The sequence below is a fragment of the Pantoea sp. SIMBA_079 genome (genome assembly GCF_046940275.1).
GTDB classification, from domain to species: Bacteria; Pseudomonadota; Gammaproteobacteria; order Enterobacterales; family Enterobacteriaceae; genus Pantoea; species Pantoea borealis.
Map to the genome: position 1 here is coordinate 240479 of NZ_JAWRYR010000001.1, position 13751 is coordinate 254229.

Consider the following 13751-nt stretch of genomic DNA (forward strand, 5'->3'; position numbering starts at 1 on the left):
ATGAATAAATATATCACCATTGCTGGACGCCAGATTGGTCAGGATTTCCCGCCCTACGTCATTGCTGAGCTTTCTGCTAATCATAACGGCAAAATTGAAAACGCTTTAAAACTGATTGAAGAAGCGAAAATCGCAGGTGCTGATGCTATCAAACTGCAAACTTATACCGCTGATACTATTACTCTTAATTCAGATAGCGAAGACTTTCAGATCAAAGGCGGATTATGGGATGGAAAGACGCTCTACAACCTTTACAAAGAAGCCGCAATGCCATGGGAGTGGCATAAAACGTTATTTGAAAAAGCTGCTGAAGTAGGTATCACAATTTTTAGTTCGCCTTTTGATTCTACAGCAGTTGACTTGCTTGAAGAGCTTAATGCACCTGCTTACAAGATTGCCTCTTTTGAAGCTATTGATCTGCCCTTGATCCGTTATGTCGCCAGTACCGGCAAACCCATGATCATTTCTACCGGGATGGCTGATGCTGAAGAGATTCAGGAAGCTATTGATGCAGCACGTTCTGCCGGTTGCAAAGAGCTGGCTATTTTGCATTGTGTAAGTGGTTATCCTGCTCCAGCAGAAGATTATAATCTGCGTACCATCAGCGATATGATTCAACAGCATAACCTCGTTACAGGATTGTCCGATCATACGCTGGACAATACTACTGCCATTACAAGTATTGCCTTAGGTGCGGCGATAGTTGAAAAACATTTCACACTTAATCGTTCTGGTGGTGGCCCGGATGATAGTTTTTCGCTTGAGCCAGTTGAAATGCAACAACTTTGCCGTGGAGTGAAAACCGCGTGGTCTGCTTTAGGAAACGTAGATTATGGCCGCAAATCAAGCGAACAGGGTAACGTACAGTTCCGTCGTTCACTCTATTTCGTTAAAGATCTGAAAAAAGGTGAAGTGATTACCGCCGATGCAGTGCGAAGTGTTCGCCCAGGTTTTGGACTGGCGCCTAAATATATGGAAAAGATTATCGGGCAGAAATTAAGCCAGGATGTAAAGATCAATACTCCAGTTACTACAAACTCGATAGTTGGACTCAAAAAGTAATGAATGTATTAATTTTATCCAATGGCGCACCTAATTATTATCATTTTTTTAATCACTTGAGCAGGTTGCTGCAGAACGATGGTGCGGTCGTATCATTTGCTGTAGATAGTGAACTTTCAAAAGACAGTAATAATCTGGACGCATTGCAGAGCAAAGTTTTTGAATTTTCTTCTTATTTTCGCGACCACGATTTAAATCCTGAATTACTATTAAAGTATAATAAATATAATCTGAATGCCATGCTGCTTTCTGACTTTGAAAGAGCAGAAGTGTATAAAATATGGGGCGTTAAAGATAAAGCTTATCTATCTAGGTTGTTAAGCGCACTGATATCTTTTTACGAATTTATTTTTCAGACAACAAATACGGATTACGTCCTTTATGAGAATGTTTCTAATACGTTTTCTCATGTAGCATGGGCTGTCGCGAAGGAAAATAATATCCAATATATTGGAGTAGGCGGTTCCAGAATTCCAGGGCGTTTTTCATTAAGTTCAGACCCGCTCAATGATAATAGGACAAAAAAGTTTTTTAAGTTGATAAGGGATAATCTTATTATTGTTCCTGACGAAATATCTCAGTGGGCTACTAATTATTTGGATAATATTGAGACTGTTGTTCCTGATTATATGAAAATTAATGGCCTCGATAAAGTCGATATTTCTAAACGATATTTAAATAAAGAGAAATACAAAACTATTAGGCGTGTGATTTCCCATATAAAAGATGATGAATATCACAGCTTTCAGTCTGGTAATCCAGTAAAAACTTATCTTAATCTCTTTTTAAGAAATGTTGGAAGAAAAATTAATACGCTTAAGCTGCGTAATTATTATGATGCGAGTAACCTGGGAAAAGATAGGTTTTTACTTTATCCAATGCATTTTCATCCAGAATCATCTACGTCAATTTTGTCTGGCACATATTTAAATGAGTATGAAGTTATCAAAAATATCGCTTTTAACCTTCCGCAAGGATATAAGCTATATGTAAAAGATCATGTCAGTGCCTGGGGTTATCCATCAATAAAGTTTTATAACGATCTTAAAAAACTACCAAATGTAAATATTCTGGGCCCTAATGAAAATACTAAAAAGCTAATTAAATATTCTGCTGGTGTTATTACCCTGACTAGTACTGTCGGTTACGAAGCTTTACTATTAGGAAGAAAAGTATTTTTATTTGGTCGCGTTTTTTACGAAGATCATAAAAATGTAATTAAGATTGATAATCCACACAACTTGTTTAATATTATGAACGATGCACTTATTGATGAGCATATAACCATAGACAGAGATTATGCTCTTGATTTTGTCGCTGCCTGCTATCTGGCAACATATCCTGGTTCACTGAATCTTATGCTTACCGGACAAGCTGCAATGGCCAAAGCGGAAGAAATATATAACCGCGTAATTAAGCCGATTGTTTTTTCTAATATTGATGCTATAGATAATGAAAATATATGGTTATAAGACGATTTGATCTTTTCATCACATTATTTCTGCCAGTGATTTTTTTTGTCCTTGGCTATGTAGAGTATCTAAATAGTGATAGAAATACGCAGCTGTTAGAGTATCTAGTCGTTCCGGTTTCATTGATTGCTATTATTTACTATTACTATAAGAACCATCCAGATTTTTTGTTTACCAGCGCAATGCCATTTTATTACTATATTGGTATGTGCGTAAGTTTATTACTGATTAATAATGGTGTACATATGATAGAGGTGGATCAATATGGTTCACCTAATGGTTCTGTTTTGATAATGTTGGCTTATTTCTTTTATTCGATAGGTGTTTCTAAAGTTACGTTTTCTTTTGCCATGCAGACAAAAAGGAAAATAAGACTGCCTAACCTTTCAGAAAAAGTATATAATTCAGTTGTCGTTGTATCCTTAACGTTTATTGTGATATTAGGTTTTTTGCTATTATTATTCTATGGCGGCCCTGTAATAAATGGGATTAATAGGGTAGCATTCTGGACAGAGATGGAAAGCAAAGGTTTATCTTTTTATCCTTCATTAATGATTCAGACCTTTTATTTTGTGGTTTATTATTATTTTGATAAGCGTTATAATAAAGCTGGTTTGTATTTGTCATCATTTCTATTAATTTCTTACTTTCTTCTTACAGTTTTATTGTTAGGGCAAAAGTTTAGCGCTTTTATAATTTATTTTGCTGTAATGGGAATGTTACTTCCCTCTTTTACAAGAGATTTAAAGCTTAAAAAAACAACATTTATCTTACTTTTTCTTGCTGCATTCTCTCTGATAATGATTGTAAGCATATCTTATGTCGCTCAAGGCTATAGCTCAGACTTTATTCTGACGCGCATCGCATTACAAGGGCAAGTATTGTGGAGTATTATTAACTTTGAATTTCCTGAGGTAATAAAAATCGGGGATGAATGCCTATTTGGATGTGCCAGTAATATCAATTTAATGGATTATATTTCCTACAAATTGCTACCATTGCAAACTTATTTACATTACAGCGCAACAGGCACAACATTATCTGGTTTTGCACCGGCTGCTCAATTTTTAACTATGGGCCTATTGCCTACATTCATACTGCAAACCTTAGTTTTTGCAATGCTAGGTTACTTGCAGGCAAAAACAGTTATATATAATAGAGAAAGAAATTTCATCGTTGGGTTTCTCTTGTTTAAAGTATCATTCTCGTTATTTCTCATCTGGCATGCCGTTATGTTTACTGCCATTAAAGGTATGATATTTACTCTGGGGATTCTACTCATATATGCATTGGTAGCTAAATCTAAAGCAAAACCCTAAAGAGAAAAATCGTGAACCTAAATAAAGTACTTATTAACGCCAGTAATTTACACGTTGGTGGTGGTGTGCAGGTTGCGACCTCAGTTATCGGTGAGTTGACTATGATGAGCAACTTGCCTGAGCTACTTGAAATTTGGGCTTCTGATGAAGTTGATAAAAATCTTAGATCTTTGAATTATGATCTTACAGTTCTGCCTAATTATCGTGTAGTAAACAGCTATGGTATAAAAGCCTTAAATAAAGATTTTCAAAAAAAACTGAATTCTTTTAGTAAAGTTTTCACGATATTTGGCCCGTTATATAGTTTTTCTAGGAAATTTGAAAATATTACAGGCTTTGCTCAACCATGGATAATCTACCCTGAAAATGAAATCTATGCCAATATGAATTTCATGAATAAAGTTAAAACCAGGGTGAAATTTTTCCTGCAAAAGATGTTTTTCAAACGTGCTGATCATTTGATAGTTGAGCTAGAGCACGTTGCGCGTCGATTAGTTGATAAAAAAATTTGCAATTCGCAAAACGTCACTGTGGTAAATAATTGTTTTAGTGCAGTATTCTTGCAGGTTGAGCGATGGAAGGAAATTAATTGCCCCTTTCCAAAAGATAAAATAAAGATTGGTTTTGTAGGTAGGAATTATCCTCATAAAAATACAAAAATATTTCCCCAGGTTAAGGCTTATCTCAAGTCTGAACATAATATTGATTCTGAGTTTTATGTTACTTTTAGTCCGGAAGAGTGGGCAGCATGTGATCAAAAATTCAAATCTGATATCTGCAATGTGGGTGTCTTAACGGTTGACCAATGCCCTATTTTCTACAGACATATGGACGCAATAATTTTCCCCAGCCTGCTTGAATGTTTTTCAGCAACGCCATTAGAAGCTATGGTTATGGAAAGGCCTTTATTTGCGTCTGATACACCTTTTAATCACGATGTATGCAATGAGCATGCAATTTATTTTGATCCGCTTAATCCTTGTGATGCAGCAAATAAAATCGCAAAATATTTTCAATACGTTGACAATGATTCCACATCAGCTTCTGCGCTTCTTAACGGTCGGAAGCGAGCTATGGAATTTAGTTATGCGGATATGCGTGCATCAATGTATTTGCAATGTTTAATTTCAAAAGATTTAATCAGGAGATAATGATGTTTAAAGGTAAAACCCTACTTATTACCGGTGGCACTGGCTCGTTTGGAAACGCGGTATTAAAGCGCTTTCTTGATACCGACATTGGTGAAATTCGTATATTCAGTCGTGACGAAAAGAAACAAGATGACATGCGCAAGAAATATAATAGCGCGAAGTTAAAGTTTTATCTGGGAGACGTACGTGACGAAAACAGCATTGCTGCTGCCATGCGTGGTGTGGACTATGTTTTCCATGCGGCAGCGCTGAAACAGGTGCCTTCGTGCGAGTTCCACCCGATGCAGGCTGTGCGCACTAACGTTCTTGGCACCGAAAACGTGCTGAACTGCGCAATCAATGCTGGCGTAAAACGTGTCGTTTGTCTGAGCACCGATAAAGCAGTTTATCCAATCAACGCTATGGGCATCAGTAAAGCGATGATGGAAAAAGTCATGGTAGCGGCCAGTCGTAATCTTGAAGGCACTGGCACCGTCATCTGTGGCACCCGCTACGGTAACGTAATGGCATCACGCGGTTCTGTTATCCCGCTATTTGTTCAGCAGGTACAGCAGGACAAAACCATTACTATCACTGAGCCCAGCATGACGCGTTTTATGATGACGCTGGCAGATGCGGTTGATCTGGTCCTGTATGCATTTGAGCACGGTAACAATGGTGATATCTTCGTTCAGAAAGCGCCGGCGGCTACTGTAGAAACCCTGACCCAGGCAATCCTGAAAGTGATGAATAAGCCTGAGCACCAGGTCAGTGTCATCGGTTCCCGTCATGGTGAAAAGCTGTATGAATCTCTGCTAAGCAAAGAAGAACGTGCCTGTGCTGAAGATATGGGTGATTATTTCCGCGTTCCCGCTGATACGCGCGATCTGAATTACGCAAAATTTGTCGAAGAAGGCGAAAAGAAACTAACTGATGCTTTGTGTGGAGAAGAATATAACTCCCATAATACAGAACGTCTTGATGTTGAAGGCATGATACGCCTGCTGATGAAACTTGATTTTATGCATAAAATCGCCAAAGGCGAGCATGCGGATCCGGAGGAATAAGCAGTGAATGTCCTGATTACAGGTTCTGAAGGTTTTATCGGCAAAAATCTTAATCTATATCTTAAGCAATTCCCGGATATAACCGTTCATACGTTCAACCGTAAACAAGATGAGCATGAGCTGTCAGCCCTGTTGCAGGATATGGATTTTGTGTTTCATCTGGCGGGCGTTAATCGTCCGCAAAATCCTGCTGATTTCACTACTGATAATATCGGTCTCACGGAAGTGCTTTATCAGTCAATTGCTGAAGTTATACACAAAACGGGCCGTAAAATCCCCGTTTTGTTTAGTTCATCCATTCATGCTGAGGCAGAAACTGATTATGGCCGTTCTAAACGCGCCGCAGAAAATCGGCTTGCGTCTTTGTTCGATGAGTTTGACAATCCGGTTTATATTTGCAGGTTACCGGGAGTATTCGGTAAGTGGGCCCGGCCAAACTATAATTCTGTCGTAGCAACCTTTTGCCATAACATAGCAAATGAAAAGCCTGTCCATATCGATGACCCTGAAAAAGCGATCAGGTTGGTTTATATTGATGATGTTATGGCATCATTTGTCAGGGTTATGGATGGTAATAGCGTTGATGTGGATAATTCTATTTTTCTGGAAGTGAAACCTGAATTCAACGTTAAGTTAGGCGATATTGTCAGTACTCTGGGAAATTTCAAACATAGCAGAAAAACGTTGATCAACGAGCGTGTTGGTACAGGTTTTGTCAGAGCACTGTACTCTACCTATATCAGCTATCTGCCTGTCAGCCAGTTTTCCTATCCTGTAAAGGCTCATTCGGACAGCCGGGGAACATTTGTAGAGGCATTTAAAAGCCATGACTCTGGTCAGGTTTCTTACTTTACTGCTTATCCAGGCATCACACGTGGCGGGCACTATCACCACACTAAAACTGAAAAATTTCTGGTGCTGAGCGGTAAAGCTCGCTTTAAATTCCGGCACATGATCACTGGCGAATATTATGAAGTAGTTACCAGTGACGCTGAGCCAGTCATCATTGAGACTATTCCCGGCTGGGCCCACGATGTAACAAATATTGGCAGTGAAACTCTTATTGCCATAGTGTGGGCTAACGAAATTTTTGATCCGGAAAACCCAGATACCTTCTCTTCGCCTTTATAAAGAGCCTTATGAAAAAACTAAAAATTGTTTCAGTTGTAGGAACGCGTCCGGAAATTATCCGCCTGTCGCGCGTGCTGGATAAACTTGACCAGTACTGTGAGCATATTCTGGTTCACACCGGTCAGAACTACGACTATGAGCTTAACGAAGTCTTTTTCAACGACCTGAATGTGCGTAAGCCGGACTTCTTTCTGGATGCTGCGGGAAAAAACGCGGCAGAAACGATTGGCCAGGTAATCATTAAGATTGACCAGGTGTTTGCCGAAGTCCAGCCGGAAGCGATGCTGGTCTTAGGGGACACCAACTCCTGCATCTCTGCTATCGCGGCTAAACGTCGCAAAATCCCTATTTTCCATATGGAAGCTGGAAATCGCTGCTTTGATCAGCGCGTTCCTGAAGAGACCAACCGTCGGATTGTTGACCATACCGCAGATGTTAACCTCACCTATAGCGATATTGCGCGTGAGTATCTGCTGGCTGAAGGTCTTCCGGCAGATCGGGTTATCAAAACCGGTAGTCCGATGTATGAAGTATTAACACACTACATGCCGCAGATTGATGGCTCTGATGTGCTTGAGCGCCTGCAGCTTCAGGCAAATCAGTTCTTTGTTATCAGTGCGCACCGGGAAGAGAACGTCGATTCGCCGAAGCAGCTGGCTAAGCTGGCGGATATTCTGAATACCATTGCTGAGAAGTATCAGCTGCCGGTTATCGTCTCTACGCATCCGCGCACGCGTAACCGCATTGAAGCCAACGGCATTGTGTTTCACGAAAAAATTCAGCTGCTGAAACCTCTTGGATTCCATGACTATAATCACCTGCAGAAACATGCCCGGGCGGTGCTTTCTGACAGCGGAACCATAACTGAAGAGTCCTCAATCATGAATTTCCCGGCGCTGAATATTCGCGAAGCGCATGAGCGTCCGGAAGGTTTTGAAGAGGCCTCGGTTATGATGACAGGACTGGAGCGCGATCGCGTGCTGCAGGCACTTGCCGTGCTTGAGACTCAGCCGCGCGGCGAAGAGCGGTTGCTGCGTCAGGTCTATGATTACAGCATGCCGAATGTATCAGACAAAGTTGTCCGGATTATTCATTCCTACACTGACTACATTAAACGGGTTGTCTGGAAAGAGTACTGATGAAATTTGCTTTTATAATTGACGATTATCTTCCGCACAGTACCCGCGTCGGCGCAAAGATGTTCCATGAGCTGGCGCAGGAGTTCATTCAGCGTGGTCATAGCGTTACGGTTATTACCCCGGATGCAAATCTGCAGCACGCACTGCAGGAAGATAGGTTAGAGGGGGTTGCCGTCTGGCGCTTCAGAACGGGTCCAATCAAAGATGTCAGTCATGTCCAGCGGGCCATTAATGAAAGCCTGCTGTCAGTGCGTGCGTGGAGAGCGGTACGTCATAAGATAAAAGCAAACTCATTCGATGGTATTGTGTATTATTCGCCCTCTGTTTTTTGGGGGCATTTAGTCAGGAAAATCAAACAGCGCTGCGCTTGCTCATCCTATCTGATTCTGCGTGACTTTTTTCCACAGTGGGCCATTGATGCGGGCATGATTAAGCAGGGCTCGCTGACCGAAAAGTATTTCCGTCATTTCGAGAAACGCCTCTACGATGAAGCCGGTTTTATAGGGCTGATGTCAGAAAATAATCTCAGGCTGTTTATGCAGCATAACCCGCACCGAAAAGCGGGAGTATTGCGCAACTGGGCCAGTATTGAACCTGCTCGTGCAGGGGATAGCGGATACAATTCAATTGTTAAGACATCCGGTCTGCAGAACAAAACGGTGTTTTTCTACGGCGGTAATATTGGTCATGCACAGGATATGACGAACCTGATGCGACTGGTAAAGGGTATGCAGGACTTTCCACAGGCGCATTTTTTGTTTGTCGGTCAGGGCGATGAAGTCACTCTGATTAATCAACTCGCTCAGGAGTGGGCGTTGACAAACTTCACCTATCTTCCGTCGGTGGATCAAAAGACCTTTAAATGTCTGCTGACCGAGGTTGATGTTGGTCTGTTTTCTCTGGCAGCAAACCATACCTCACACAATTTTCCGGGAAAATTGCTGGGGTATATGGTGCAAAGTATTCCAATCCTCGGTAGCGTCAATAAAGGTAACGATCTGGCCGATATCGTTAATGCTAACAAAGCCGGAACGATTTTCATCAACGGTGAAGATGAGCGTCTGCTGCAGGCGGCAATAAACTTTACGCAGGATGAGGCATTGAGAAAAGAGATGGGTGCGGCTGCTTATCAGCTGCTGCTGGAGCAATTTTCAGTGGGCGCTGCCGCAGGTCAGATTGAAAACGCATTTGGAGTAAATCATGAGAGTAATTGATAAGGCTGTTACCGAGCAGCTCTATCGGGATGCTGAGCAGTCAGTGCGCAAACGCGCGCATTTTCTTCTGCACGCTTCCCATGATGACAAAGTTCAGCGTCTGCTGATTGGTTTAGTCAGCGGAAGCGTTGTTGAGCCTCACTACCATGAGCTTTCGCATCAGTGGGAGCTGTTCACGGTACTGGAAGGGGAGCTGGATATCCGGCTTTATGATACGCAGGGTGCTGTGGTACGTCAGTTTATTGCAGGGCCGCGCTCAGGTATCACGCTGGTTGAATTTAATCCGGGTGATATCCATAGCGTCGAATGCCTTTCAGAACGCGCCCTGATGCTTGAGGTTAAAGAAGGACCGTTTGATCCCGCGTTTGCAAAAGCTTCTCCGGTATGGGCTGATAACTAAGCCATTCATTTTGCGGGTTATCTGATTTCATGCCTGACATTTACGCAAATGAGCCGGGGGAAGCATCTTAGGCTATCTAAATCTGAGATGAGTGAGTTAACATCGAAGTACTTTTGTGCTGCTAATCACATCAGCAGTAAATACATCTGACAGGAGTATGTAATGTCTAAGCAACAGATCGGCGTAGTAGGGATGGCAGTCATGGGCCGTAACCTGGCTCTTAACATTGAAAGCCGTGGTTACACCGTGTCCATCTTCAACCGCTCACGCGAAAAGACCGATGAAGTCATTGCTGAGAACCCGGGTAAAAAGCTTGCTCCGTTTTACACGGTAGAAGAGTTTGTTGAATCGCTGGAAAAACCGCGCCGTATTCTGCTGATGGTGCAGGCGGGTGAAGCGACGGACAAAACTATCGCATCGCTGACGCCGCATCTGGATAAAGGCGACATTCTGATCGATGGCGGTAACACCTTCTACAAAGACACCATCCGTCGTAATCAGGAACTCAGTGAACAGGGCTTTAACTTCATCGGTACCGGCGTCTCCGGTGGTGAAGAGGGCGCGCTGAAAGGCCCTTCTATCATGCCTGGCGGTCAGAAAGAAGCTTATGAACTCGTTGCCCCAATCTTTGATAAAATCGCTGCCCGCGCAGAAGATGGCGACGCCTGCGTGGCGTACATTGGCCCGAACGGTGCCGGTCACTATGTGAAGATGGTCCATAACGGTATCGAATATGGCGATATGCAGCTGATTGCTGAAGCCTATGCGCTGCTGAAAGGTGCGCTGGGTCTGAGCAATGAAGAGCTGGCTGAAACCTTTACCGACTGGAACAACGGCGAACTGAGCAGCTACCTGATCGACATCACGAAAGATATCTTCACCAAGAAAGATGAAGCGGGTAACTACCTGGTCGATGTGATTCTGGATGAAGCAGCGAACAAAGGCACCGGTAAATGGACCAGCCAGAGCTCGCTGGATCTGGGTGAGCCACTGTCGCTGATCACTGAATCAGTCTTTGCCCGCTACCTTTCCTCGCTGAAAACGCAGCGCGTTGCCGCCTCTAAAGTACTGAGCGGTCCGCAGGCGCAGGCAGTAAGCGGTGATAAAGCTGAATTCGTTGAGAAAGTGCGTCGCGCGCTCTATCTGGGCAAAATTGTTTCCTATGCGCAGGGCTTCTCACAGCTGCGTGCGGCATCAGAGCAGTACAGCTGGGATCTGCAGTATGGTGAAATCGCGAAGATCTTCCGCGCCGGCTGCATCATTCGTGCGCAGTTCCTGCAGAAGATTACTGATGCCTATGCTGCCGATGCCAATATCGCCAATCTGCTGTTAGCGCCATACTTTAAAGATATCGCTGACCAGTATCAGCAGGCGCTGCGCGATGTGGTGGCTTATGCCGTACAGAACGGCATCCCGACCCCGACCTTCTCGGCTGCTATCGCGTACTATGACAGCTACCGTTCAGCGGTGCTGCCTGCCAACCTGATCCAGGCGCAGCGTGACTACTTTGGTGCGCATACTTACAAGCGTACCGATAAAGAAGGCGTGTTCCACACCGAGTGGTTAGAGTAACTGTTCTTAACACCTCCCGTCCGGGAGGTGTTTTTCTATGCTGACAATGATTGGCGAGTACTGAATTTATGAATGCAAACAATAAGCCCGGACTGAATAACGATCCGGGCGTTCTGGCTTCAAATAATAATGATGAAATAGATTTGCTCGACATAATTGTCCAGCTGTGGAAAGGCAAGTGGATAATTATTGCGACGATGGTAGTGACGATATTGTTGAGTCTTGTCTATTTAAGCGTGGCGAAAGAAAAATGGACGTCTGAGGCCATTGTTACGCTGCCTTCAGCGGGACAGGTTGCCAGCTATAACGCCACGCTGAGCGTGCTGTATGCGCAAAACATTCAGGAAAAGCCGTCAGTTACCGATTTGCAAAACCAGCTCTTTAGTCGTTTTAGTGCGTCAGTGAATGCGCTTGCCGGCGCGCTGGCAAATCAGGAAGAGCCCGAAACATTAAAAATCAGCCAGGTGAATAAAGGCAGTAACGATGCACTGACGATCTCTTTTGTCGCGCAGCATGCAAAAGAGGCGCAGGCGCAGCTGAAAAAATATCTTACGGCGGTTAATAATGAAGTGGTCAGCGATTATGGCCGGGATATAAAACATAGCCTGGGTGTGAAAGCCAAAGAGCTGAAAGATATTCTGGATGCGCATAAACAGATCGCTATTAATAAAAAACAGCATCGTCTTGATGTGATTAATCAGGCGCTGAAGGTGGCAGAAGTAGCCGGCCTGACAAAATCGCAGCTGAGCCAGGCAGAGTATCTCTCTGATGACACGCTTTACCTGCTGGGCAGTGAAGCGTTACGCGCAATGGTGTCCAATGAGGCGACCAAACCGCTCGATTTTGATGATGACTATTACAGTGCTGAGCGCGCGCTGCTCTCGATTACGCACGTCACCATTCAGACCGATAATCTGCAGTCGTTCCGCTACATTGCTGAAGCAGACCTGCCGATTCGTCGTGACAGTCCGAAAAAGACCCTGACCGTACTGTTAGCCCTGATCCTGGGCGGCGTACTGGGCTCCGCCATCGTGATTGGCCGCAGTATTGTCAGCAACTACCGCAGTCGTCACTAAAACAAAAAACCGGCCCTGTGGCCGGTTTTTTTATGCCATTACATCACCAGCAGCTCTCCGCTGCGCCCAGCTTTCTCCCCCGCCAGCCGCACCGCCAGCATCCCGGACGTGACAAACTTGGTCAGGTTTCTGGCGTAGAGTACGCCGCCAAATTCAGCAACCAGCGGCGTAATGTGATCGGTAACCGGATCAACAACCTCAGCCACCACTTCTCCTGGTTTAATCCATTCGCCCAGCTTGCGCCGGTTCAGCAGCAGACCAGAGTAGGGGGCATAAATATATTCACAGCCCGCCAGCGGCGTTGGCGGATGGCGCAGGGCCGGGGAGACGCCCGGATCGCCGCTGATATAGCCGCTTTCGGTCAGCGCGTTAATAATCGCATCTGCATCTTTCTCCGCCTGTTCCGGAGAGACATCGGCGACGCCGCGCAGCTCCAGCGTCACCGGCAGCAGACCGCGCGGCATCGGGTAATCATCACTAAAGCGTTTTGCCAGCGTCAGCCAGGGTTCGCAGCACGCTTCGTCGAACGGTTCACCGCCGGAAATCTGCGCCAGCAGCTGCACCTCGCTGCCGAGCCAGCGCGCCAGCGGTTCCACTTCAGACCAGGCGTGAGGCGTCGTATAAAGGTGCGGCAGTGCATCCCAGTCGCAGTGCAGGTCAATCATCAGATCGGCCTGACTTGCCATGCGCATCAGGGTATAGCGCTGGGACTCCAGCTCGGTTCTGGCTATCTGATCGCGGTAGTAAAGGTCGATAGCATCGCGGATCAGGCGTCTGTTTTCATATTCACTCTGCGTCAGCGATCCCGCCAGGTCCGCCGCCAGCTTCTCACCCAGTGCCGGAAAGCGCCGGTTAAAATCCTGACCAGAAAGAGTATGAAAACGTCCCAGATGCGTGCCGTGCCAGTGCTGACCCAGCGCCAGCGGATTGGCTACCGGAACCAGCGTGATTTTGGCTTTCAGTTTGCCTGCGGACTCCAGCGCCAGCAGTTTCTGTTTGAGGTACCAGGCAACCGCCATGCCCGGCAGCTCATCCCCGTGCAGGGCGGCCTGAATATAAACGCGCTTTTGCGAGTCGGTGCCGAAATGAAAGCTGACAATCTCTCGCTGGGTGCCCAGCGAGGCGCTCAGTAATGGATGATGTTGTTGTTGCATAGTGCGGCCGGTGTC

12 protein-coding genes are annotated in these 13751 nt (G+C 44.8%); 11 read left to right on the top strand and 1 reads right to left on the bottom strand.

Annotated features, from left to right (window positions below; genetic code table 11):
• From pseI to wzzB, 11 genes are all read left to right on the top strand, one after another.
• On the top strand, positions 1–1062 hold the full coding sequence (gene pseI / locus SB719_RS01070) for a pseudaminic acid synthase (RefSeq protein ID WP_412158772.1): 1062 nt from the start codon (positions 1–3) through the stop codon (positions 1060–1062).
• Positions 1062–2534 (top strand): hypothetical protein, encoded by a 1473-nt coding sequence (locus SB719_RS01075; protein ID WP_412158773.1) that lies wholly within the window; start codon positions 1062–1064, stop codon positions 2532–2534. The genes pseI and SB719_RS01075 overlap by 1 nt, the downstream gene beginning before the upstream one ends.
• Positions 2525–3853 (top strand): hypothetical protein, encoded by a 1329-nt coding sequence (locus SB719_RS01080; protein ID WP_412158774.1) that lies wholly within the window; start codon positions 2525–2527, stop codon positions 3851–3853. Before SB719_RS01075 ends, SB719_RS01080 begins: the two co-directional genes overlap by 10 nt.
• An 11-nt stretch (positions 3854–3864) precedes the next feature.
• Positions 3865–5004 carry a glycosyltransferase gene (locus tag SB719_RS01085; RefSeq protein ID WP_412158775.1) on the top strand — a complete coding sequence of 380 codons (1140 nt, stop codon included), beginning with the start codon at positions 3865–3867 and terminating at the stop codon, positions 5002–5004.
• 2 nt (positions 5005–5006) lie between these two features.
• Positions 5007–6050, top strand: coding sequence for a polysaccharide biosynthesis protein (locus tag SB719_RS01090; RefSeq protein WP_412158776.1), 1044 nt, complete (start codon positions 5007–5009; stop codon positions 6048–6050).
• Positions 6051–6053: 3 nt separating this feature from the next.
• On the top strand, positions 6054–7181 hold the full coding sequence (wbjC, locus tag SB719_RS01095; RefSeq protein ID WP_412158777.1) for a UDP-2-acetamido-2,6-beta-L-arabino-hexul-4-ose reductase: 1128 nt from the start codon (positions 6054–6056) through the stop codon (positions 7179–7181).
• A gap of 8 nt (positions 7182–7189) precedes the next feature.
• A complete protein-coding gene (gene wecB / locus SB719_RS01100; RefSeq protein ID WP_283340824.1) occupies positions 7190–8320 on the top strand; it encodes a non-hydrolyzing UDP-N-acetylglucosamine 2-epimerase in 1131 nt (376 codons plus the stop codon).
• On the top strand, positions 8320–9534 hold the full coding sequence (locus SB719_RS01105) for a glycosyltransferase family 4 protein (protein WP_412158778.1): 1215 nt from the start codon (positions 8320–8322) through the stop codon (positions 9532–9534). Before wecB ends, SB719_RS01105 begins: the two co-directional genes overlap by 1 nt.
• Complete coding sequence (locus SB719_RS01110) at positions 9521–9934, top strand: WbuC family cupin fold metalloprotein (protein WP_314688059.1); 414 nt, start codon at positions 9521–9523, stop codon at positions 9932–9934. Before SB719_RS01105 ends, SB719_RS01110 begins: the two co-directional genes overlap by 14 nt.
• A 162-nt stretch (positions 9935–10096) precedes the next feature.
• A complete protein-coding gene (gene gndA / locus SB719_RS01115; protein WP_304233108.1) occupies positions 10097–11506 on the top strand; it encodes an NADP-dependent phosphogluconate dehydrogenase in 1410 nt (469 codons plus the stop codon).
• Between the two features lie 68 nt (positions 11507–11574).
• Entirely contained in the window at positions 11575–12582 is a 1008-nt protein-coding gene (gene wzzB, locus SB719_RS01120; protein ID WP_314688056.1) for an LPS O-antigen chain length determinant protein WzzB, read from the top strand.
• 38 nt (positions 12583–12620) lie between these two features.
• Here wzzB and SB719_RS01125 read toward each other — a convergent pair whose 3' ends face one another.
• Positions 12621–13736 (bottom strand): M14 family metallopeptidase, encoded by a 1116-nt coding sequence (locus SB719_RS01125; protein WP_314688053.1) that lies wholly within the window; start codon positions 13734–13736, stop codon positions 12621–12623.
• Positions 13737–13751: the final 15 nt, after the last annotated feature.

Coding starts and splice junctions, on each gene's coding strand:
- pseI (WP_412158772.1), top strand. CDS start 1: ATGAATAAATATATCACCATTGCTGGACGCCAGATTGGTCAGGATTTC.
- gndA (WP_304233108.1), top strand. CDS start 10,097: ATGTCTAAGCAACAGATCGGCGTAGTAGGGATGGCAGTCATGGGCCGT.
- SB719_RS01105 (WP_412158778.1), top strand. CDS start 8,320: ATGAAATTTGCTTTTATAATTGACGATTATCTTCCGCACAGTACCCGC.
- wecB (WP_283340824.1), top strand. CDS start 7,190: ATGAAAAAACTAAAAATTGTTTCAGTTGTAGGAACGCGTCCGGAAATT.
- SB719_RS01090 (WP_412158776.1), top strand. CDS start 5,007: ATGTTTAAAGGTAAAACCCTACTTATTACCGGTGGCACTGGCTCGTTT.
- SB719_RS01125 (WP_314688053.1), bottom strand. CDS start 13,736: ATGCAACAACAACATCATCCATTACTGAGCGCCTCGCTGGGCACCCAG.
- wzzB (WP_314688056.1), top strand. CDS start 11,575: ATGAATGCAAACAATAAGCCCGGACTGAATAACGATCCGGGCGTTCTG.
- SB719_RS01110 (WP_314688059.1), top strand. CDS start 9,521: ATGAGAGTAATTGATAAGGCTGTTACCGAGCAGCTCTATCGGGATGCT.
- SB719_RS01075 (WP_412158773.1), top strand. CDS start 1,062: ATGAATGTATTAATTTTATCCAATGGCGCACCTAATTATTATCATTTT.
- SB719_RS01080 (WP_412158774.1), top strand. CDS start 2,525: ATGGTTATAAGACGATTTGATCTTTTCATCACATTATTTCTGCCAGTG.